Here is a 22475-nt window from a genome sequence, read left to right as displayed (position 1 = left end):
AATCTCGCGCTCGTGGCCTCGCCCGGTTCAGCATCAATCAGATGACCGTCAGACAGCTCACGCTGCCGGAGCTCACAGACGCGTGCGGGGGGCTCGGCGTACCCGGAGTCGGCCTGTGGCGCGAACCCGTACAGGCGTACGGCGTCGAGGCCGCGGCCAAGCTCGTACGGGAGGCGGGACTGGCCGTCACGACGCTGTGCCGGGGCGGCTTCTTCACCGCGACCGATCCGGGGGAGCGGGCACGAGCCCTGGACGACAACCGCGCGGCCATCGACGAGGCGGCGACGCTGGGAACGGACACCCTCGTACTCGTCTCGGGCGGGCTCCCGCCCGGCAGCCGGGACCTGGCTGCCGCACGGGAACGCATCGCGGACGCGCTCGGCGTCCTCGCGCCCTACGCACAGGAGCGTGGCGTGCGCCTCGCGATCGAACCGCTCCACCCGATGTACGCGGCGGACCGCTGCGCCGTCTCCACGCTGACGCAGGCGCTCGACATCGCGGAGCGGTTCCCCGCGGAGCAGGTGGGCGTGGTCGTGGACACGTATCACGTCTGGTGGGACGACCAGGCGCCCGCGGCGGTCACCCGCGCGGGCGCGGGCGGGCGGATCCACTCCTTCCAGCTGGCCGACTGGGTCACCCCGTTGCCGGCGGGGGTGCTCAACGGCCGCGGCCAGCTGGGTGACGGGGTGATCGACCTGCGCGCCTGGCGCGAGAGGGTCGACGCGGCGGGCTACACAGGCCCTGTCGAGGTGGAGCTGTTCAACGACGCTCTATGGGCACGGGACGGTGTCGAGGTGCTGTCCGAGACGGCATTGCGGTACGTACGGCACGCGCTGTAGCACTCGGCGCCTGCTTCGCTGAATCGTCACTCTTGGCGAAAACGCCGAGTCTGCCCCGCTATATCAGCATTTCGAGATTCCGGAAAAATAACTGCCCGCAGTCGTGCAACCCTTCCGGCGTGAGGTGAGTCGTACTTGGCATCGGGGTTCCCGGGGGAGGGATCTGGGGGGATCGGGGAGCTCTGATGGGGGAGGCGGGGCCCGGTCAATCGACCGGGCCCCTTGAAGTTGGTTGCCGAGGCAGGTTGTCCACAGGTCTGACCCCGTCGGTTGTCCACAGGCCCGGCACGCTGTCCGACCCTGGCGGTAGCGTCGGATCATGTCCAATCTGGCAGTGCTCGAAGGGGTCCTGGAGCGGATCACCTACGCCAACGAGGAGAACGGGTACACGGTCGCCCGCGTCGACACCGGTCGCGGCGGCGGTGACCTCCTCACCGTGGTCGGCTCGCTCCTCGGCGCGCAGCCGGGTGAATCGCTGCGGATGGAGGGCCGCTGGGGCTCCCACCCCCAGTACGGCAAGCAGTTCACCGTCGAGAACTACACGACGGTCCTCCCCGCCACCGTCCAGGGCATCCGCCGCTATCTCGGATCGGGCCTCATCAAGGGCATCGGCCCCCGAATCGCCGAGCGGATCGTCGACCACTTCGGGGCGGACACCCTCGACGTCATCGAGCAGCAGCCCAAGAGGCTCGTCGAGGTCCCCGGCCTCGGTCCGAAGCGCACGAAGATGATCGGCGCCGCATGGGAGGAGCAGAAGGCCATCAAGGAAGTCATGGTCTTCCTCCAGGGGGTCGGTGTGTCCACGTCCATCGCCGTGCGGATCTACAAGAAGTACGAGGACGCCTCGATCTCCGTCGTGAAGAACCAGCCGTACCGCCTGGCGGCCGATGTGTGGGGCATCGGGTTCCTCACCGCCGACCGGATCGCCCAGGCGGTCGGGATACCCCACGACAGCCCGGACCGGGTCAAGGCCGGCCTGCAGTACGCCCTGTCGCAGTCCACGGACCAGGGCCACTGCTTCCTCCCGGAGGAGCAGCTGATCGCGGACGCCGTGAAGCTCCTCCAGGTGGACACCGGCCTCGTCATCGACTGCCTCGGCGAGCTCGCGGCCGACGACGAGGGAGTCGTACGGGAGCAGGTCCCGGCCGCGGACGGGGGCGATCCCGTGACCGCGGTCTATCTGGTGCCCTTCCACCGCGCCGAGCTGTCCCTGTCCGCCCAGCTGATCCGGCTGCTGCGCGCCGACGAGGACCGTATGCCGGCCTTCCAGGACGTGGCCTGGGACAAGGCGCTGGCCTGGCTCGCGGACCGCACGGGCGCGGAGCTCGCCCCCGAGCAGCAGGAGGCCGTGCGCCTCGCACTCACCCGTAAGGTCGCCGTCCTGACCGGCGGTCCTGGCTGCGGCAAGTCCTTCACGGTCCGCTCGATCGTGGAGCTGGCCCGGGCCAAGAAGGCCAAGGTGGTGCTTGCCGCGCCCACCGGCCGCGCGGCCAAGCGGCTCGCCGAGCTCACCGGAGCCGAGGCGTCCACCGTCCACCGGCTGCTGGAGCTGAAGCCGGGCGGCGACGCGGCGTACGACCGGGACCGGCCGCTCGACGCGGATCTGGTGGTGGTCGACGAGGCATCCATGCTGGATCTGCTGCTCGCCAACAAGCTGGTGAAGGCTGTGGCTCCGGGTGCGCATCTGCTGCTGGTCGGGGATGTGGACCAGCTGCCGAGCGTCGGCGCGGGAGAAGTGCTCAGCGACCTCCTCGCGGACAGCAGCCCGGTGCCCTCCGTCCGGCTCACCCGGATCTTCCGGCAGGCCCAGCAGTCCGGCGTCGTCACCAACGCGCATCGCATCAACTCCGGGGTGCAGCCCCTCACCCAGGGCCTCAGTGACTTCTTCCTCTTCGTCGAGGAGGACACCGAGGAGGCGGGCCGGCTGACCGTGGACGTCGCGGCGCGGCGTATCCCGGCCCGCTTCGGTCTGGATCCGCGGCGCGATGTGCAGGTGCTCGCCCCGATGCACCGAGGCCCGGCCGGTGCGGGCAACCTCAACGGGTTGCTGCAGCAGGCGATCACCCCCGCCCGCCCCGATCTTCCGGAGAAGCGGCTCGGCGGCAGGGTCTTCCGCGTCGGCGACAAGGTCACTCAGATTCGCAACAATTACGAGAAGGGGGAGAACGGAGTCTTCAACGGCACGGTCGGCGTGGTGACCTCACTCAATACGGTCGATCAGCGGCTGACGGTGCTGACGGACGAGGACGAGGAGGTGCCGTACGACTTCGACGAGCTGGACGAGCTCGCGCACGCCTACGCCGTGACGATCCACCGCTCTCAGGGCAGTGAGTATCCGGCGGTGGTGATCCCGGTCACCACCGGAGCGTGGATGATGCTCCAGCGGAATCTGCTCTACACGGCCGTGACACGCGCCAAGAAGCTCGTTGTACTCGTCGGTTCCCGCAAGGCGATAGGACAGGCAGTCCGCACCGTTTCCGCAGGCAGGCGCTTTACCGCACTCGACCACCGGCTGACAGGTGGACGGTTCGTGGGAAAGATCACCTAGGACTTCCGGAACCGGGGCGAAGGGAGCAGTATGGGCAGGCTGGCGGCACTGAGTGCCGCCAATAGGGCCAATGGTCGACCCCGAGTGCACTCTCCTCAGCCAAATGGGGGATGGTAGAGACAGTCAGGGCACCTCGAAGAAGAGGCACTACGTCGGTGAGGGATGACGTGAGCGACAACTCTGTAGTACTGCGGTACGCGGACGGTGAATACACCTACCCGGTGGTCGAGAGCACCGTCGGTGACAAGGGCTTCGACATCGGGAAGCTCCGGGCGCAGACCGGTCTGGTGACCCTGGACAGCGGTTATGGCAACACAGCCGCCTATAAATCCGCGATCACCTACCTCGACGGCGAGCAGGGGATCCTCCGCTACCGCGGCTACCCGATCGAGCAGCTGGCCGAGCGTTCCACCTTCCTTGAGGTGGCGTACCTGCTGATCAACGGTGAGCTCCCGACGGTCGACCAGCTGGCCACATTCAAGGGCGACATCACCCAGCACACCCTGCTGCACGAGGACGTCAAGCGGTTCTTCGACGGCTTCCCGCGCGACGCCCACCCGATGGCGATGCTGTCGTCCGTGGTCAGCGCGCTGTCGACGTTCTACCAGGACAGCCACAACCCGTTCGACGAGCAGCAGCGCAACATGTCGACGATCCGGCTGCTGGCCAAGCTGCCGACGATCGCGGCGTACGCCTACAAGAAGTCGATCGGCCACCCCTTCGTCTACCCGCGCAACGACCTCGGGTACGTGGAGAACTTCCTGCGGATGACCTTCTCGGTCCCGGCGCAGGAGTACGAGCTGGACCCGGTCGTGGTCGCCGCGCTCGACAAGCTGCTCATCCTGCACGCGGACCACGAGCAGAACTGTTCGACCTCCACCGTGCGCCTGGTGGGCTCCTCGCAGGCGAACATGTTCGCCTCGATCTCCGCGGGTATCTCCGCCCTGTGGGGGCCGCTGCACGGTGGCGCCAACCAGTCGGTGCTGGAGATGCTCGAGGGCATCAAGGCCAACGGTGGCGACGTCGACTCCTTCATCCGCAAGGTGAAGAACAAGGAGGACGGCGTCCGCCTGATGGGCTTCGGCCACCGCGTCTACAAGAGCTTCGACCCCCGCGCCAAGATCATCAAGGCGGCGGCGCACGATGTCCTCTCGGCGCTCGGCAAGTCCGACGAGCTGCTCGACATCGCCCTCAAGCTGGAGGAGCACGCGCTCTCCGACGAGTACTTCGTCTCGCGCAACCTCTACCCCAACGTGGACTTCTACACGGGCCTGATCTACCGGGCCATGGGCTTCCCGACCGAGATGTTCACCGTGCTCTTCGCGCTCGGCCGACTGCCCGGCTGGATCGCCCAGTGGCACGAGATGATCAAGGAGCCGGGTTCCCGCATCGGCCGCCCGCGCCAGATCTACACCGGTGAGGTCCTTCGGGACTTCGTCCCGGTCGAGGCCCGCTGACACCCGACGCCTGACATCGCGGGCAGTCGCCCGGGGTGTCGTTCCGGGCTGTCGCCCCCTGGGAACAGCGAGAACCCAGGTAACGGCGAGGGCCCCGGTACAGCGAGAAGCGCCCCGCTTCCGATCCCCCCACGGGTCGGCGAGCGGGGCGCTTCCCATATCCCCGGTGCGGATTCCCCCCACGGGATCCGGCCCGGGCGTCTGCTGGTGTCCAGCAGAAGCTCTTCGCGGTCTGCCGGGGTACGTATCTACGGGAGGGCCGCTCAAAGCTCCCCGGTCGTACGTGCCCCGGCCAACGCTTGCCTGGGACGTCCCCCAAGACATCCCATGAACGTCCCCCAAGACGTCCTGGCATCGCCCACTTAGACTCGCGAAGAGCCCGAATGGTTACCCTCAAATATCTGTGATCTGGATCTCTTTGTGAAGGTCCTGTGTATCACGTGAAGGATCGCAGACGCAGGCTGTTGCTGACCACGAAAACGGACGAGAAAGCCATGGCAATTCCCGCGATCATGGGATTGAGCAGTCCGGCGGCGGCCAGCGGCAGCGCCGCGACGTTGTAGCCGAAGGCCCAGAAGAGGTTGCCCTTGATCGTGGCGAGGGTCCGACGCGAGAGCCGGATGGCGTCGGCGGCGACCCGCAGATCGCCCCGTACGAGCGTGAGATCGCCGGCCTCGATCGCGGCGTCGGTGCCCGTGCCCATGGACAGTCCCAGATCGGCGGTGGCCAGCGCAGCCGCGTCGTTCACGCCGTCGCCGACCATCGCGACCGTACGGCCCTCTGCCTGAAGACGCCGGACCACGGCCACCTTGTCCTGCGGCAGCACCTCGGCGCACACCTCGTGGATGCCTACCTCGGCCGCGACCGCCTCGGCGACCGCGCGGTCGTCTCCCGTCAGCAGCACGGGCCTCAGCCCCAGCGCCCGCAGCCGGACGACCGCCTCGGCGCTGGTGCTCCTGACCGCGTCTGCCACGGTCAGTACGCCGCGGGCCTTGCCGTCCCAGGCCACGGCGACGGCGGTGCGTCCGGTGATCCCGTCGAGCTCGCCAGGCGGTTCCACTCCGGCGTCGATGAGCAGGCGGGCTCGGCCGACGAGGACGGTGCGGCCCTCCACCGTGCCGCGCACGCCGAGGCCGGGGACGTTCTCGAAGGCGTCGGGGACGGGCAGCGGGCCGACGCGTTCAGCCGCGCCGTCCGCGACCGCGCGGGCGACGGGATGCTCCGAGGCGTGCTCCAGGGCGCCTGCGAGCCGCAGCAGCTCCTCCTCGGTGGTGGGGCCACTGACGTACACGTCCTGCAAGTGCATACGGCCGGTGGTGACCGTTCCGGTCTTGTCCAGGACGACGGTGTCCACCGCGCGGGTCGACTCCAGGACCTCCGGTCCCTTGATCAGAATGCCGAGCTGCGCGCCACGGCCCGTACCGACCATGAGCGCGGTGGGGGTGGCCAGGCCCAGCGCACAGGGACAGGCGATGATCAGCACCGCGACGGTGGCCGTGAAGGCCGCGGTCGTATCGTCGGTGATCAGCAGCCATGCGACCAGGGTGCCGAGCGCGATCAGCAGGACGACGGGGACGAAGACGGCCGAGATGCGGTCGGCGAGCCGCTGCACCCGGGCCTTGCCGTTCTGGGCGTCCTCGACCATCCGGGCCATCCGGGCCAGCTGTGTGTCCGCCCCGACGCGTGTCGCCTCGACGACGATCCGGCCCGCGGTGTTGACGGTGGCGCCGGTGACGGCGTCGCCGACGCTGACGTCTGCTGGTACGGATTCGCCCGTCAGCATCGAGGCGTCGACGGTCGAGGTGCCCTCGACGACGGTGCCGTCGGTGGCGATCTTCTCACCCGGGCGGACGACGAAGAGGTCGCCGACGGCGAGCCGGGCGGCCGGGATGCGCAACTCGGCGCCGTCCTTGAGGACGGCCACGTCCTTGGCGCCCAGCTCCAGCATCGCGCGCAGGGCGGCACCGGCCTTCCGCTTGGCACGTGCCTCCAGATACCGGCCGAGGAGTATGAAGGTGATGACACCCGCGGCGACTTCGAGGTAAACGGTCGACGCTCCGCTGGTGCGGTCGGCTGTTGTGTCCACGGTGAGGTCGAAACCGTGGCGCATGCCTGCCATGCCCGCATGGCCGAAGAAGAGCGCCCAGAGTGACCAGCCGAAGGCGGCGAGAGTGCTGAGGGAGACGAGGGTGTCCATGGTGGCCGCGCCGTGCCGGAGGTTGGTCCACGCGGCGCGGTGGAACGGCAGTCCGCCCCAGACGACGACGGGGGCGGCCAGGGTCAGGGAGAGCCACTGCCAGTTGTCGAACTGGAGGGCGGGCGCCATGGCGAGCAGCACAACGGGCGCGGCGAGCAGGGCGGACACGCTCAGCCGCTGCCCCAGCGCGGTGACGTGATCCCTGTCGCGGGCTTTGGGGCGTGTTTCGGTCGCGGCTTCGAGGCGAGCCCTGGGCTGGGTCTCGGTCGTGGTGCCGAGATGAGCCCTGGGCTGGGTCTCGGTCGCGGTCTCTTCTTCGGGTCCTGGCTGCCCGGGCTCGGTCTTCTCCGTCAGCTGGGCGATCGGGTTCCCGCCTGCCGTGTCCGGGGCCGGGGCCGAAGGCGCCGTGGCCGGAGCGTCGGGTATCGCGGTTGGGGGCAGGAGGGGTGCGGCCGGAGTGCCGGGTGTCGCGGTTGGGGGCAGGAGGGGTGCGGCCGGAGTGCCGGGTGTCGCGGTTGGGGGCAGGAGGGGTGCGGCCGGAGTGCCGGGTATCGCGGTTGGAGGCAGGAGCGGTGTGGCTGCGTAGCCCGTCTTCTCGACCACGGCGACGAGATCCACGACGTCCGTGCCGCCGCCGTAGATGACGCGGGCCTTCTCGGTGGCGTAGTTCACCGTGGCGGTGACGCCGTCCATGCGGTTGAGCTTCTTCTCCACGCGGGCCGCGCACGACGCGCAGGTCATTCCGCCGATCAGGAGCTCGATCCGCGAGCCACCCGCGTCCGGGATCTCGGTTGCGCTGCTGGTCATCTGTGCTGGGTTCCAAGGCCGGGGCCGGGCCGTCCGCCGCAGCTGAGGCCCGGCCGGATGTGGGGTGTCAGGCCTGGCCGACGAGCTCGTAGCCGGCCTCGTCGACCGCCGCGCGCACCGAGGACTCGTCCAGTGGCGCGTCGGAGATCACGGTGACCTGTCCGGTGGCGGCGACGGCCTTGACCGAGGTGACGCCCGCGATCTCGGAGACCTCGGCAGTCACCGCCCCCTCGCAGTGACCGCACGTCATGCCCTTCACCTCGTACACCGCGGTGACGCCGCCCAGCTGGACGTCTGCCGCGCCGCCGCCGTGGCAGGAACCGGAAGGCGAGCAGCAGGAGCCGGTGGCCTCGGGAGTCTCGGTCTTCGTCTCGACGGTCATGGCGTTCTCCTGTTCGAGGGCGTGTCGCTTTGTGATCGCTTCGTGCAACGAAGTCATGGTGCATCAAGAGGCCCCTGGGAATGACGGGACTCCCTGACAGTCGTCAGACTATACCCCTAGGGGGTATTAATGCGAGCTTGTCCCGGCAGGGGCGTGTTCCGGCGGTGCCTGGTCGAACAGTGGCGAGAGGTAGCGGTACAGCACCGTTTTCAGCTCCGCTTTGTACGCCTCCCGTTCGTCCCCCTCGTGGGCGAGGATCAGGTCCAGGCCCGCCTTGGCGACGGAGAACGCCATGCTCGCCGTGCGGTGGAGCTCGGCGGGGTCGGCGTCGGGGAGGAAGTCGCCGAGGATTTCCTCGGCGCGCGTGAGCAGTGCGGAGTGCACGGCGTCGTGCTCCTCGGTGATCCGGCCGGGGATCTCGGAGTTGTGCATGAGGACGGCGAAGGCCGGGTTCTCGCAGTTGAACTCGATCAGTGGATCGAGGGCGGAGTCCAGTAGCTCGTGGAGGGGGAGGGTGGGGTCGAGCGCCTCGAAGGCTGCACCGTGGGACTCGCGCCAGCGCTGCATCAGTCGGCCGCCCAGTTCGACGGCGATGGCCTCCTTGTTCGGGAAGAACTGGTACAGCGTGCCGGGTGAGACGCCTGCCTCGCGGGCGATCGCGTTGGTGCTGGCCGCGGTGTAGCCGCTGCGGCAGAAGATGCCCGCCGCGGCCTCCAGGAGCTGGGCGATACGGCGCTCGCCGCGGGCCTGGCGGCGGCGTGGCTGTGTGGGCTTGGGCTCCGCGGGCTTGGACTGCGCGGACTTGGCCTGTGCGGGCTTGGTCTGGGCCTCGGCGTCGGGTGCCTGTGGCATGTGAATCACCAATCCCCAGCTCTTCAGGTTCGGTTGACAAACGCGAGTGGTCGCTCGCATTCTTGAGGAACGCGAGCGATGACTCGTGTTTGTCAGTCTATGGCAATGGACGATCTGTGCTGCCTGCTGCGCGGCACCGGTCTCGGTGAAGGGGACACCGCACGATGTCCGAAGTCAACGCCGAGCCGCGCCTTGGCGGCTGGACCAGGGCTGTCACCGCGCGACCACGGCTGTCGCTGCTGCTCGCCCTGATCATCACGGCACTCGCCGTGTTCGCGGGCAGCGGAGTGGGCGACCGGATGGGCAGCGGTGGCTGGGAGGACCCCGACGCCCAGTCGACGTACGCCAAGAACGCGCTCGACCGCGAGTTCCCGGCCGCGCGGCCCAATCTGCTGCTGCTCGTCGGCAGCGGGCCGGCAGGCGTGGACGATCCGGCGGTCGCCGCCGAGGCCGCCCGGCTGACCGAGCGGCTGGCAGGTGAGAAAGGCGTCACGGGCGTCGGCTCCTACTGGCAGAGCAAGTCGCCCGCGTTGCGCGCCGAGGACGGCCGCGAGGCTCTGATCGTCGCCCGGATAGAAGGGGACGAGAAGGCGGCCGGGCAGGTGCTGGAGCGCATCGCCCCCGAATACCGGGGGACACACGGTCCTGTGAAGGTCTCCGTCGGCGGGCCCGTCGCCGTCATGCACGACATGCAGACGATCATCCAGGAGGACCTGCTGCGGGCCGAGATGATCGCCCTGCCGGTGACGCTGGTGCTGCTGGTGATGGTCTTCGGCAGCGCGGTCGCGGCCCTGCTGCCGCTGGGCATCGGCATCGTCGCCATCCTCGGTACGAACGCGGTCCTGCGCGGACTCACCGAATTCACCGATGTCTCGGTCTTCGCGCAGAACCTCACGACAGCTCTCGGTCTCGGACTCGCCATCGACTACGCCCTGTTCATCGTGCGCAGATTCCGGGAGGAACTGGCAGCGGGTGCGCAGACCCGGGAGGCGGTCGGGACCACCCTGCGCACGGCAGGGCGGACGGTGCTGTTCTCGTCCCTCACCGTGGCCGTGTCGCTGGCCGCGATGCTGGTCTTCCCGCAGTACTTCCTGCGGTCGTTCGCCTACGCCGGGATAGCGGTGGTGCTGCTGGCCGCCGCGGCCGCTCTTGTTCTGCTCCCCGCCGCGCTGATGCTGCTGGGGAACCGGGTGAACGCGCTGGATCTGCGCCGCCTGCTGCGCCGGGGCAGCAGCAGGAAGGCCGCCTCCTCGGACGCTGCTGAAGGTGCGCGCTGGGGCAGGGTGGTGGCGTGGGTGATGCGGCGGGCGCCGGTCTTCGCCGCGGCCACCACCGCCGGGCTGGTGCTGCTCGGACTGCCCTTCCTGGACGTGAAGTTCGGGCGCGCCGACGACCGCCAGCTGCCGCCGACCGCCGAGTCGCATGTCGTGCAGCAGCACATCCGGGACGGATTCCCCGGGAGCCCCGGCGGCGGCCTCGATGTCTTCGCCGAGGGCGTGGCCACCCCCGCGCAGTACGCCGAGTACCGGGAGCGCGTCTCGGCACTCCCGGGTGTACTGCGGGTGGACGGACCGCTCGTCTCCGGCACGCACGCGACCTTCATGGTGCTTCCCGAGGAGGAGGCCGTGGGCGAGGAGTCCCAGCGGATCGTGCGTGAGCTCCGCGCGGAGCCTGCCCCGTTCGAGACGTCGGTCACCGGCGCGGCCGCGATGCTGGTCGACTCCAAGGACGCGATCGGTGACCGGCTGCCCTGGGCGGCGGGCATCATCGCCGTCGTCACGCTGCTGTTGGTCTTCCTGCTCACCGGCAGCGTGATGATCCCGCTCCAGGCCGTCGTCCTCAACGGCCTCAGCCTCACCGCGATGTTCGGGGCCGTGGTCTGGGTCTTCCAGGAAGGCCATCTCTCCGGGCCCCTCGCTTTCACGTCCACCGGCGACATCGAGACGACGCTCCCGGTCCTGATGTTCTGTGTCGCCTTCGGCCTCTCCATGGACTACGGAGTGTTCCTCCTCTCCCGGATCAAGGAGGAGTACGACCGCACCGGCGACCATGAGCATGCGGTGGCCTACGGACTGCGCCGCACGGGCGGGCTGATCACTGCCGCGGCCGTGATCCTCGCTGTCGTGATGGTCGCGATCGGCACCTCGCGGGTGGCCAACACGAAGATGCTCGGTCTCGGGATCGCCCTCGCCGTTCTCATGGACGCAATGGTGGTGCGCAGCCTTCTGGTTCCGTCGGTGATGCAGCTGACGGGGCGGGCTACCTGGTGGGCGCCGGCTCCGCTGCGCGCCTTCCACGCGAGGTTCGGCCTCAGCGAGGGCGAGATATCCGGGCCCGCCCCGGCGGAGCAGGGCGTCGAGGAGCGGGACGAGGCGGCGCGGAGCATTCCGGGGCGGGACGACCGGGACCGCGACAAGGCCGCTGTGGGCGGTTAGGTTCGCACTGGATCGAGCGAAGCCAGGGAAGGCGTGGCCGATGAGGGCTGTGGTGTTCGAGCAGTACGGGCAGGACGCCGGCGTGCGCGAGGTGCCGGACCCGGTGCCGTCGGAGCACGGCGTGGTCGTGCGCGTCGAGGCCACGGGGTTGTGCCGCAGCGACTGGCACGGCTGGATGGGCCATGACCCGGACATCACCCTCCCGCATGTCCCCGGGCATGAGCTGGCCGGAGTGGTCGAGGCGGTGGGCCCCGGGGTCGCCAACTGGCAACCCGGGGACCGGGTCACCGTGCCGTTCGTCTGCGCCTGCGGCCGCTGTGCCGCCTGCGCGGCAGGCGACCAGCAGGTCTGTGAGCGCCAGACCCAGCCCGGGTTCACGCACTGGGGCTCCTTCGCCGAGTTCGTGGCGCTGGAGCATGCGGACGTCAATCTGGTGGGTGTGCCCGAGGAGCTGTCGTTCGCGACGGCAGCGGGGCTCGGCTGCCGGTTCGCGACCGCATTCCGGGCCGTGGTCTCCCAGGGACGGGTGGCGCCGGGCGAGTGGGTGGCCGTACACGGCTGCGGTGGAGTCGGACTGTCCGCGGTGATGATCGCGGCGGCGTGCGGGGCGCGGGTCGTCGCGGTGGACGTCTCACCGCGCGCCCTGGAACTGGCGCGGAAGTTCGGCGCGGCGGAATGCTTGGACGCCACGGCGCTCACGGGTACGGGCGGCACTGCCGAGGCGGTGCGCGAGCTGACGGGCGGCGGTGCCCATCTCTCGCTCGACGCGCTCGGCTCGCCCATCACCTGCGCGGCCTCCGTGCAGAGCCTGCGCCGCCGCGGACGGCATGTGCAGGTGGGTCTGCTGCCCTCGGCAGCCGGTGACCCTGTCGTGCCCATGAGCCGGGTCATCGGCGAGGAGCTGGAGATTCTCGGCAGCCACGGGATGGCGGCCCACGCCTATGGCCCGATGCTGGAGATGGTTCGCTCCGGGGCGCTCCGGCCGGATCTCCTGGTGACCTCGGTGATCTCCCTGGACGCCGCTCCCGCCGCGCTGTCGGCCATGGGGAGGACCCCGGGTGCGGGCGTGACGATCATCGAGCCGGCTCGTGGCCAGGTCGTGTCTTCAAAGTCCCGTCTGCCCGCCCTTCGGGCGGACGACGCTACTTTGAAGACACTCCCCAGGGCCTGATCCACCGGACAGGCCCCGAGCGCCTCTGGGATTCACAGGCGCGGGTGGCCACGGTGGACTGTCCATTCACGGGCCAGGACCGACATGGCCGTGGCGTCGATCCACCCGTCTCCGTGGCGCAGGGCCTCGCGCTGGGTGCCCTCGGCGACGAAGCCCGCCTTCTCGTAGGCCCGTCGGGCCCGGGGGTTGAAGTCGAAGACCTGCAAGGAGATCCGGTTCAGGCCGAGTTGCCCGAAGCCATAGCCGGTGATCAGCCGGGTGGCCTCGGTGCCGAGACCGCGGTCTCGGCCGGGCGGGCCGATCAGGGTACGGAAGGAGCAGCTGCGGTTCCGCTCGTCCCACTCGTTGAGAACGACCTCGCCGACGAGTTCACCGGTGGCTCGGTCGACGACAGCGAGGTCGAGGCGGTCGGTCTGGTCGCTGCGGGTCGCGTACCAGGAGTGCAGACGCTCCTCGGAGAGAGGGGGATCGCCGGCGCAGCCGGTGAAGAGGACCACCTCAGGATCGCTGAGGATCACGGCCATGGTCGGAGTGTCCGCCTCGGTGAAGGGACGTAGGACCACCTTCTCGCCGGTGAGGGTGGGCTTGACGGAGAAGTCCGTGGTCGGTTGCTCGGTCGCCGGGGTATGCGTCACCGGGGAATTCTTGAAAACGCGGTGTGCTGGGTGCAAGCCGATTTCGGGGCGGGCCCCGCACCGGCCGGATGCGGGGCCCGTCGGCCTCACTCCCTGCGGCTCCTGTTGCCTGGGCGGTTGGCCACCCAGATACGGATGGTGTCCGCGTACCAGTAAGGCTTGCCGGCCTCCACATGGTCCGGCGGGGGAAGGAGGCCGTGTTTGCGATACGAACGCACCGTGTCCGGCTGCACCTTGATGTGCGCGGCGATCTCCTTGTAGGACCAGAGCTTTCTGTCCGTCATCTGTGGCACCTCCCTGCGCGCGCCACAGCGGCGGCAGGGGAGCCGTCGGGGGAGCTGCGGCGCGGACGCTGGCGATCACTGAGCCCGTGCCCGTTGAACGAAACAGAGCGACCCGAAGGGAGGGGGTGTCGGGGACCTGTGACGGAAGGCCCGCGTAACGGAGACATATGTGACGAGGAGGCGACTTCTGTGACGTAAGCGTGTCACGCAGCCCGTGGTTGCACAGAGTCGGCCGGGGATCTGGCCGGACAGGCTTGGGCTCACGCCCCGCAGGAGCGGAGGAAGCGGCGGGTGCGTTCGGCGATCGGGAAGGGCTTGTCCGGAGGACAGGGGTACATGTCCTGCTCGACGATGGCGAACAGTTCGGCGTCGAGCCGCTGGGCCGCGGCCAGCACCGGCTCCAGAGCGGGCACGCCTGCGGGCGGCTCGCACATGACGCCTCGCGCCACGGCCGGACCGAACGGCACTTCGTCCGCGACCACTTCGGCGAGGATCTCCGGGTCCACCTGCTTGAGGTGGAGGTAGCCGATCCGCTCACCGTAGGTCTCGATGAGCTTGACGCTGTCGCCGCCGCAGTAGGCGTAGTGCCCGGTGTCCAGACAGAGCGAGACCAGGTCCGGGTCGGTCGCGTCGAGGAAACGGCTCACGTTCTCCTCGCTGTCGATATGGGTGTCCGCGTGCGGGTGGACGACGATCCGCAGCCCGAAGCGGTCACCGACCTCCTTGCCGAGTCGTTCGGTCTGGGTGGCGAGGTCTCGCCACTGGGCCGCGGTGAGTGTGCGGTCCTCCAGTACCTGGCCGGTCTTGTCGTCGCGCCAGAAGGAGGGGATGACGACGAGATGGCCGGCGCCCATCGCGCGGGTGAGCGCCGCGATGTCGGCGACATGGGCCCACGTCGTGTCCCAGACGGCCGGCCCGTGGTGCAGCCCGGTGAAGACGGTTCCGGCGGAGACCTTCAGCCCGCGCGCCGCGGTCTCCTCGGTGAGCACGGCGGGGTCGGTCGGGAGGTAGCCGTACGGGCCGAGTTCGATCCACTCGTACCCCGCCTGTGCGACTTCGTCGAGGAAACGCCGCCAGGGGACCTGTTGCGGGTCGTCGGGGAACCAAACGCCCCAGGAGTCCGGGGCCGACCCGATCCGGATGCGGTTGAGCGAGGGTGCGGAGGAGGTCATGGCGGTCAGCTTTCCGGCCGCCCGAGAAAGGTGTCAAGCATTCGTCCGAATGTAAGGACAAAATGTTGACAGCGTTCAGGAGAGCGGGCTAGACCAGGGGACAGCCGGGCGTGGAACCGAAGGGACACGTATGCCTCAGCCGTACGACGTGATCACGATGGGCCGGATCGGAGTAGACCTGTATCCCCTGCAGACCGGGGTGCCGCTGGCGCGCGTCGAGACCTTCGGGAAGTTCCTCGGCGGCTCCGCCACGAATGTGGCGGTGGCGGCGGCCCGGCTCGGTCGCCGCTCCGCGGTCGTCACCCGCACGGGTCAGGACGCCTTCGGTGAGTATCTCCACGAGGCGCTGCGGGAGTTCGGGGTCGACGACCGCTGGGTGACGGCGGTGCCGGGGCTGCCCACACCGGTCACGTTCTGCGAGATCTTCCCGCCGGACGACTTCCCGCTGTACTTCTACCGGCAGCCCAAGGCGCCCGATCTCGAACTGCGCGCGGACGATCTTGACTTGGCGGCCATCGGCTCGGCGCGGGTCTTCTGGATGACCGGCACGGGCCTGTGCGCGGAGCCGAGCAGGACCGCGACCCTCGCGGCTCTGGAACACCGGGCGAAGTCCGGTACGACGGTCTTCGACCTCGACTGGCGCCCGATGTTCTGGGAGAGCACGGCCCGGGCGGCTCCGGACGAAGCGAGGCCGTACTACGTACAGGCCCTCGCTCACGCCACCGTCGCCGTCGGCAATCTCGACGAGTGCGAGATCGCGACCGGCGAGCGCGAACCGTGTGCCGCGGCCCGCGCGCTGCTCGGTGCCGGGGTTGAGCTGGCCGTGGTCAAACAGGGACCCAAGGGAGTCCTGGCCGTCCACCGGGACGGCACCACCGCCGAGGTCCCGCCGGTGGAGGTCGAAGTGGTCAACGGACTCGGTGCGGGTGACGCGTTCGGCGGGGCCATGGTGCACGGGCTGCTGGCCGGCTGGGAGCTGGAGCGGGTGATGCGGTACGCGAACGCCGCGGGAGCGATCGTCGCCTCCCGCCTCGCCTGCTCCTCGGCCATGCCCTACACCACCGAAGTGGATGCTCTCCTCGACGGCCACCCACCGGGCCCCGCATCCGGCATAGCACCCGGCCCGAACCCGGACACGGACCCGAACCCGAACCCGGACACGGACCCGAACCCGGACACGGACCCGCTTCCCGGCCCCGGTGCCGCACCCGGGGCAGCGTCGTGACCCGCGTCGATGTCGCCGGCCTCGTCAGGATCAGGGCGCACCGCCCCGAGGCCGTCGCCGAGGCGGCCGCCCGCCGGCGGAGGCGCCCACTCGTCGGGAGCAACGGCCGGTTGATGATCGTCGCAGCCGACCATCCCGCCCGCGGCGCCCTCGCCGTCGGCGATCAGCGGCTGGCCATGGCCAACCGCGTCGGCCTGCTGGAGCGGCTCTGCACCGCCCTGGAGCGTCCCGGCGTCGACGGGGTCCTCGCCACCGCCGACATCCTGGAGGACCTCCTTCTCCTCGGCGCCCTCGAGGACAAGGTCGTCATGGGCTCGATGAACCGTGGCGGGCTCGCGGGCGCCGCCTTCGAACTGGACGACCGCTTCACCGGATACCGCGCGGAGGACCTGGCCCGGCTCGGCTTCGACGCCGGCAAGCTGCTGCTCCGTATCGACTACGACGACCCGGGGTCCCTCGAGACGCTGCACTCCACGGCCCGGGCAATCGACGAAATGGCCGCGTACCGACTGCCGGTCTTCGTCGAGCCGTTCATCTGCCGCCGCGTCGACGGTCACCTGCACAACGACCTGTCCGCCGAGGCCGTCACCCGCTCCATCGCCATCGCCTCCGGCCTCGCGGGCACGTCGGCGTACACATGGCTGAAGGTCCCGGTCACCGAGAACCCGGACGACATGGCCCGCGTGATGGAGACCTCGACGCTGCCGGCCGTGCTGCTCGGAGGTGAAGTGGGCGGTTCCGCCGGAGGGCAGGAGCGGGCGTACGAGAAATGGCGCGGAGCACTGCAACTGCCCACGGTCCAGGGACTGGTGGTGGGGCGCTCACTGCTCTATCCGGTCGACGGCGATGTGGCGGGAGCCGTCGATACGGCCGTAGGGCTGCTCTAGGGGGTACGGAGAACTCATGGACGACCACATGCATGTACGGGCAGGCACCGCGGCCGAGGGGCCGTACGCGCTGGACATCGACCCCAAGACGGCCGGGTGGGGCTACTCGGCGTTGCGGATCCTGGAGCTGCCCCCGGGCGGTTCGCATCTGCTGGGCACCGGGGACAGCGAGTGGATCGTGCTTCCGCTGAGCGGCGGATGTTCGGTGCAGACGGACGGCACGACCATGGAACTGCGGGGCAGGCAGGGCGTGTTCGCCGGAGTCACCGACTTCGCGTACGTGCCGCGCGACGCCCATGCACAGATCGCCTCCGGCGCGGGAGGCCGTTTCGCCCTGGCAGGAGCGAAATGCGAGCGACGACTCCCCGCTCGCTACGGCCCCGCGCCGGAGGTCCCCGTCGAAGACCGCGGCACCGGCACCTGCGCGCGCAGGGTGCACAATTTCGCCGCTGCCGACTCCTTCGACTGTGACCGCCTCATCGCCGTCGAGGTGCTCACCCCCGGCGGTAACTGGTCGTCGTATCCGCCGCACAAGCACGACGAGCACCGGCCCGGCCGAGAGACCAGACTGGAAGAGATCTACTACTTCGAGATCGAGGGCGAGCACGGCTTCGGCTACCAGCGGGTGTCCCCGTCCCGCCCCGGCGGCACCGACCTGCTCGCCGAGGTCCGCAGCGGCGACGCCGTTCTCGTCCCCGACGGCTGGCACGGCCCGTCCATCGCCGCCCCGGGCCACGACATGTACTACCTGAACGTCATGGCGGGCCCGGGCCCCGAGCGGGAATGGCGGATCTGCTTCCACCCCGATCACACGGAGGGCTACCGATGAGCACGGGACCCAGCACGCGCCGCCCCGGCACCCGCCGCCTCACGACGGCCCAGGCCCTCGTCGCCTTCCTCGCCCGCCAGTACTCCGAGCGCGACGGCCACCGGCAGCGGCTGATCGGCGCCACATGGGGCATCTTCGGCCACGGCAACGTCGCGGGAATCGGCCAGGCCCTCCTCGAAACCGGCGAGTCCGCCGACGGCATGCCGTACTTCCAGGGCCGCAACGAACAAGCCATGGTGCACGCGGCCGTCGGCTACGCCCGCCAGTGCGGCCGGCTCTCCACCCACGCCGTCACCACCTCCATCGGCCCCGGCGCCACGAACCTCGTCACCGGCGCGGCCCTCGCCACGATCAACCGGCTCCCCGTGCTGCTCCTGCCCGGCGACGTGTTCGCGAGCCGTCCCGCCGACCCGGTCCTCCAGCAGCTGGAAGTCCCCTACGCGGGGGACGTCTCCGTCAACGACTGCCTGCGCCCGGTGTCGAAGTACTTCGACCGGATCACCCGCCCCGAGGCACTGATCCCGGCCGCCCTCGCCGCGATGCGGGTCCTCACCGACCCCGCCGAGACCGGCGCGGTCACGCTCGCGCTGCCGCAGGACGTGCAGGCCGAGGCGTACGACTGGCCGGAGGAGTTCTTCGCCGAGCGCGTCTGGCACGTACGCCGCCCGATGCCGGACCCGGACGAACTCGCTGCGGCGGCCGCGGCGGTACGGTCGGCCCGCCGCCCCCTGATCATCGCGGGTGGCGGCGTGCACCACAGCCGTGCGGAGATCGCCCTCAAGACGCTGGTCGAGGCGACCGGCATCCCCGTGGCCTCGACCCAGGCGGGCAAGGGCTCGCTGTGCCACGACCATCCACAGGACGTCGGCGGCATCGGCCACACCGGCACCTCGACCGCCGACGAGCTGGCGCGCGCCGCGGACCTGATCATCGGTGTCGGCACCCGCTACTCCGACTTCACCACCGCCTCCGGAACCCTCTTCACGCACCCCGACGTCCGCTTCCTCAACCTCAACATCACCGGCTTCGACGCCCACAAGCTCTCCGCCCTCCCGCTCGTCGCGGACGCCCGGGCGGGCCTGCACGGTCTCATCGCGTCCCTCCACGGCCACCACGTGGAGCACACCTACGAGACGGAGTACACCGACGACAAGGAGCGCTGGGAGCACCGCGTCGACGCCGCGTACGAGACGCGCGACGAAGACGTGCGCCCCACGCAGCCGCAGGTCCTCGGCGTACTCGACACTCTGATCACCGAGGACGACATCGTGATCAACGCCGCGGGGTCCCTCCCGGGCGATCTCCACAAGCTGTGGCGGACCCGCTCGCACGACCAGTACCACGTCGAGTACGGCTACTCCTGTATGGGTTACGAGATCCCCGCCGCGATCGGCGTCGCGATGGCCGCGCCCGGCCGGCCCGTGTGGGCCCTCGTCGGCGACGGTACATATTTGATGAATCCCACCGAAATCGTCACCGCGGTCCAGGAGAACATCCCCATCAAGGTGGTCATCCTCCAGAACCATGGGTACGCGTCGATCGGCGGGCTGTCCGAGGCGGTCGGCTCCGAGCGGTTCGGCACCGCATACCGCTATCGGGAGCCCGACCGTACATACACGGGGCCCCCGCTCCCGGTCGACCTCGCGGCCAACGCAGCGTCCCTGGGGATGCGGGTGATCCGGGCCAAGACCGTGCGTGACCTGCGCGAAGCTCTCGCGGAGGCCCGCGCGGAGGACCGCCCCACATGTGTCTACGCCGAGACCGAAACGGCAGACACTGTGTCGGGCGCGCCCCCGGCCCAGGCGTGGTGGGATGTTCCCGTGGCCGAGACCGCGACCCGCCCGTCGGCGGTCAAGGCACGAGAGGAGTACGACCGGCAAGTCGCAGCCCGACGCCGCCATCTCTGAAGGATCTGAAGGAGCTTTTCGTCATGACGAAGACCGTCAACCACTGGATCGGTGGCAAGACCGTCGAGGGCGCGTCCGGCAACTGGGGACCGGTCACCGACCCGGCGACCGGAGCCGTGACCACGCAGGTCGCACTCGCGTCCGTCGATGAGGTCGACGCGGCGGTCGCCGCCGCGAAGGCCGCGTACGCCACCTGGGGCACGTCTTCGCTGGCCCAGCGCACCACGATCCTCTTCCGCTTCCGCGCGCTGCTGGACGCCAACCGCGACGCGATCGCCGAGCTGATCACCGCCGAGCACGGCAAGGTCCACTCGGACGCGCTGGGCGAGGTCGCCCGCGGTCTGGAGATCGTGGACCTGGCCTGCGGCATCACCACCCAGCTCAAGGGCGAGCTGTCCACCCAGGTGTCGAACCGGGTGGACGTCGCGGCCATCCGCCAGCCGGTCGGCGTCGTCGCCGGCATCACGCCGTTCAACTTCCCGGCGATGGTGCCGATGTGGATGTTCCCGCTCGCCATCGCCTGCGGAAACACCTTCATCCTCAAGCCGAGCGAGAAGGACCCGTCCCCGTCCCTGAAGATCGCCGAGCTGCTGGCCGAGGCGGGCCTTCCGGACGGCGTGTTCAACGTCGTCCACGGCGACAAGGTCGCGGTCGACCGTCTCCTGGAGCACCCCGACGTCTCGGCGGTCTCCTTCGTCGGCTCGACGCCGATCGCCAGGCACATCCACACCACCGCGTCTGCCAACGGCAAGCGCGTCCAGGCGCTCGGCGGCGCCAAGAACCACATGCTGGTCCTTCCGGACGCGGACCTGGACGCCGCGGCCGACGCCGCCGTCTCCGCCGCGTACGGCTCCGCGGGCGAGCGCTGCATGGCGATCTCCGCGGTCGTCGCGGTCGGCGCGATCGGTGACGAGCTGGTCGACAAGATCCGCGAGCGCGCCGAGAAGATCAAGATCGGCCCGGGCAACGACCCCACGTCCGAGATGGGCCCGCTCATCACCAGGGCCCACCGCGACAAGGTCGCCTCGTACGTCCACGGCGCGGCGGACCAGGGCGCCGACGTCGTCCTCGACGGCACGGGCTACACGGTGGACGGTTTCGAGGACGGCCACTGGATCGGGCTGTCGCTCCTCGACAAGGTCTCCACCGACTCCGACGCGTACCGGGACGAGATCTTCGGCCCCGTGCTGTGCGTGCTGCGCGCCAAGACGTACGAGGAGGGCATCGAGCTCATCAACGCCTCGCCGTTCGGCAACGGCACCGCGATCTTCACCCGCGACGGCGGCGCCGCCCGCCGCTTCCAGATGGAGGTCCAGGCAGGCATGGTCGGTGTGAACGTGCCGATTCCGGTGCCGGTGGGCTACCACAGCTTCGGCGGCTGGAAGGACTCGCTCTTCGGCGACCTCCACATCTACGGCAACGACGGCGTGCAGTTCTACACCCGCGGCAAGGTCGTCACCACCCGCTGGCCGGACCCCTCCGAGGCCCCGGCGGGCGTGGACCTGGGCTTCCCGCGCAACCACTGACACTCGACCGGACTCTTCCCCACGCCGCGCGGCTCGTACGGAACCCTCACCCCGTACGGGTCGCGCGGTCGTCCTTGATGGCCTGGGCCATCAAGGCGCGTTCGCAACCTCTTTCCTGGCCGGTGACGCTGGAAACGTGGATATGGGCGGTGGCCGGTCGTGCCCGTCAGTGGTTCGGGCCCTTGTTCTGATGACGAGAGACCTGTTCCCGCGCCGTGCGCCACTGTGACCGTGTCTGCTCGACCACGTTGTCCCACTGCCGGCGGACCTCACGGTCGGAAGGGCGGTGGCCCTGACGGATGCGGCTGAGTTCGTCTCGTACCTCTCGTCCCAGTGCCGCCGATGCAACCAGGACGAGCATGGCTGCGAAGAGGGCGGAGATCATCGCGAAGACTGCACCGACCACCCCGTAGCGTGCGGCGGAGGAGTTGAAGAGACGCGGCATGTAGATGGTTGCGCCCACTGAATAGGCCGCCGTCAGAACGGCGCCGGTGACGCCGAAGGGAAGCAGGTCCGGCCAGCTGATCCGCTTCGCCGACAGGATCCAGCCGCTCCAGACGAGGAATGCAGCGGTCACCGGTACCTGGCACACCAAGGCGGCCAGACCGAGCGCGTACCCGCCAAGGAGCGCGGAAAGCAACGTGGTGACCACGCCGTAGCCACCGAGAGTGAGGATCCACCACAAGCCGTTGCGCGTGTTGCGCACACTGAGGGGTTTGAGCTCCCATGCCTGTTCGAAGAGTCGCTGCGCGGCTCGCGTGAAACTCAGCACCGAGATCGTCAGAAACACGACCCCGAAGATGCCCAAGCTCGCACTGGCCCCTTCGGCAGGAGAGAACAGCGAGCTGACTGCCGTGGCGCCTGCTCCGGTGAGGTTGTAGCGCCTGATGATCCCCTCTGCGGCGTCGTACTGCGCGAAGACAGCGCCAAGGAGGATGGAAAGCGGGACCAACGCCGTCAAGGCGCTGGACGCCAGGGCCATCGAGCGGTCGAAACCCACGATCTTCTGGAACCGGTTGATGACCCGCAATGCGAAGGCAGGCCGCAGCCAGAACGTCAGCGTTCTGACGAGGCGCTCTCGATTGATCCCCGTCGTCCTGCCCTCCGTGAAGATCGGGACCTTTGTGGGCGACGCGAGCCTAACGGACGGTCGCCGGACCGATGTAGGGCGACACGGGAAGCGGCACGCCGACCGCACGACTGCCCGATGCCTCACATCATGCGGAAAGGCTGATGCCCGAGGAGCGGCCCTACCCGGGTGGGGTGGAGCTCCTCGGGCATCTCATGCACTGACCGTCGGAACAGTGACGGACGACAAACAG

The 22475-nt window shown here is 69.5% G+C and carries 16 protein-coding genes and 1 pseudogene; 10 read left to right on the top strand and 7 right to left on the bottom strand.

The window, feature by feature from the left end; translation table 11 throughout:
• Nucleotides 1-41: 41 nt before the first annotated feature.
• From AC0699_RS09765 to AC0699_RS09755, 3 genes are all read left to right on the top strand, one after another.
• Complete coding sequence (locus AC0699_RS09765) at nt 42-839, top strand: sugar phosphate isomerase/epimerase family protein (protein ID WP_478657835.1); 798 nt, start codon at nt 42-44, stop codon at nt 837-839.
• Between the two features lie 319 nt (nt 840-1158).
• Nucleotides 1159-3387 (top strand): SF1B family DNA helicase RecD2, encoded by a 2229-nt coding sequence (gene recD2 / locus AC0699_RS09760; RefSeq protein WP_469771458.1) that lies wholly within the window; start codon nt 1159-1161, stop codon nt 3385-3387.
• 167 nt (nt 3388-3554) lie between these two features.
• Nucleotides 3555-4844, top strand: a complete 1290-nt coding sequence (locus AC0699_RS09755; protein ID WP_478657832.1) for a citrate synthase — start codon at nt 3555-3557, stop codon at nt 4842-4844.
• A gap of 436 nt (nt 4845-5280) precedes the next feature.
• On the opposite strand, the gene AC0699_RS09750 is transcribed toward AC0699_RS09755, so the two are convergent.
• The 3 genes from AC0699_RS09750 to AC0699_RS09740 form a co-directional block, all read right to left on the bottom strand.
• Entirely contained in the window at nt 5281-7848 is a 2568-nt protein-coding gene (locus AC0699_RS09750; RefSeq protein WP_478657830.1) for a heavy metal translocating P-type ATPase, read from the bottom strand.
• A gap of 67 nt (nt 7849-7915) precedes the next feature.
• Nucleotides 7916-8230, bottom strand: a complete 315-nt coding sequence (locus tag AC0699_RS09745; protein ID WP_478657827.1) for a heavy-metal-associated domain-containing protein — start codon at nt 8228-8230, stop codon at nt 7916-7918.
• Between the two features lie 126 nt (nt 8231-8356).
• Entirely contained in the window at nt 8357-9082 is a 726-nt protein-coding gene (locus tag AC0699_RS09740) for a TetR/AcrR family transcriptional regulator (protein ID WP_478657825.1), read from the bottom strand.
• A gap of 164 nt (nt 9083-9246) precedes the next feature.
• On the opposite strand from AC0699_RS09740, the gene AC0699_RS09735 reads away from it, so the two are divergent.
• A complete protein-coding gene (locus AC0699_RS09735) occupies nt 9247-11517 on the top strand; it encodes an MMPL family transporter (protein ID WP_478657822.1) in 2271 nt (756 codons plus the stop codon).
• 40 nt (nt 11518-11557) lie between these two features.
• Nucleotides 11558-12601, top strand: a pseudogene (locus tag AC0699_RS09730) (zinc-dependent alcohol dehydrogenase family protein); the annotation flags it as partial.
• Nucleotides 12602-12720: 119 nt separating this feature from the next.
• On the opposite strand, the gene AC0699_RS09725 reads toward AC0699_RS09730, so the two are convergent.
• The 3 genes from AC0699_RS09725 to AC0699_RS09715 all read right to left on the bottom strand — a co-directional run bounded on the left by AC0699_RS09725 (nt 12721) and on the right by AC0699_RS09715 (nt 14779).
• The gene (locus tag AC0699_RS09725; RefSeq protein ID WP_478657819.1) at nt 12721-13323 is read right to left on the bottom strand and encodes a GNAT family N-acetyltransferase; all 603 of its coding nucleotides are present in this window, start codon (nt 13321-13323) and stop codon (nt 12721-12723) included.
• An 86-nt stretch (nt 13324-13409) separates the two neighbouring features.
• The gene (locus tag AC0699_RS09720; RefSeq protein ID WP_453658070.1) at nt 13410-13607 is read right to left on the bottom strand and encodes a helix-turn-helix transcriptional regulator; all 198 of its coding nucleotides are present in this window, start codon (nt 13605-13607) and stop codon (nt 13410-13412) included.
• Between the two features lie 260 nt (nt 13608-13867).
• Entirely contained in the window at nt 13868-14779 is a 912-nt protein-coding gene (locus tag AC0699_RS09715; RefSeq protein WP_478657816.1) for a sugar phosphate isomerase/epimerase family protein, read from the bottom strand.
• 130 nt (nt 14780-14909) lie between these two features.
• On the opposite strand from AC0699_RS09715, the gene iolC reads away from it, so the two are divergent.
• From iolC to AC0699_RS09690, 5 genes are read left to right on the top strand one after another with little or no spacing between them, the layout of a single operon-like run.
• A complete protein-coding gene (gene iolC, locus AC0699_RS09710) occupies nt 14910-16004 on the top strand; it encodes a 5-dehydro-2-deoxygluconokinase (RefSeq protein WP_478657813.1) in 1095 nt (364 codons plus the stop codon).
• Nucleotides 16001-16891, top strand: a complete 891-nt coding sequence (locus AC0699_RS09705) for a Cgl0159 family (beta/alpha)8-fold protein (protein WP_478657811.1) — start codon at nt 16001-16003, stop codon at nt 16889-16891. Before iolC ends, AC0699_RS09705 begins: the two co-directional genes overlap by 4 nt.
• 16 nt (nt 16892-16907) lie before the next feature.
• Nucleotides 16908-17720: a 5-deoxy-glucuronate isomerase gene (gene iolB, locus AC0699_RS09700; protein ID WP_478657808.1), complete on the top strand. Its 813-nt coding sequence runs from the start codon at nt 16908-16910 to the stop codon at nt 17718-17720.
• Nucleotides 17717-19627: a 3D-(3,5/4)-trihydroxycyclohexane-1,2-dione acylhydrolase (decyclizing) gene (gene iolD, locus AC0699_RS09695; RefSeq protein WP_478657806.1), complete on the top strand. Its 1911-nt coding sequence runs from the start codon at nt 17717-17719 to the stop codon at nt 19625-19627. Before iolB ends, iolD begins: the two co-directional genes overlap by 4 nt.
• A 23-nt stretch (nt 19628-19650) precedes the next feature.
• Nucleotides 19651-21153 (top strand): CoA-acylating methylmalonate-semialdehyde dehydrogenase, encoded by a 1503-nt coding sequence (locus tag AC0699_RS09690; protein WP_478657804.1) that lies wholly within the window; start codon nt 19651-19653, stop codon nt 21151-21153.
• Nucleotides 21154-21319: 166 nt separating this feature from the next.
• Here AC0699_RS09690 and AC0699_RS09685 read toward each other — a convergent pair whose 3' ends face one another.
• Nucleotides 21320-22183: a hypothetical protein gene (locus AC0699_RS09685; RefSeq protein ID WP_478657801.1), complete on the bottom strand. Its 864-nt coding sequence runs from the start codon at nt 22181-22183 to the stop codon at nt 21320-21322.
• Between the last annotated feature and the right edge of the window lie 292 nt (nt 22184-22475).

The organism is Streptomyces sp. NPDC043870 (assembly GCF_056435785.1).
The sequence above is the reverse complement of the archived record's forward strand: the minus strand, read 5'-3'. Positions and strand labels throughout refer to the sequence as shown.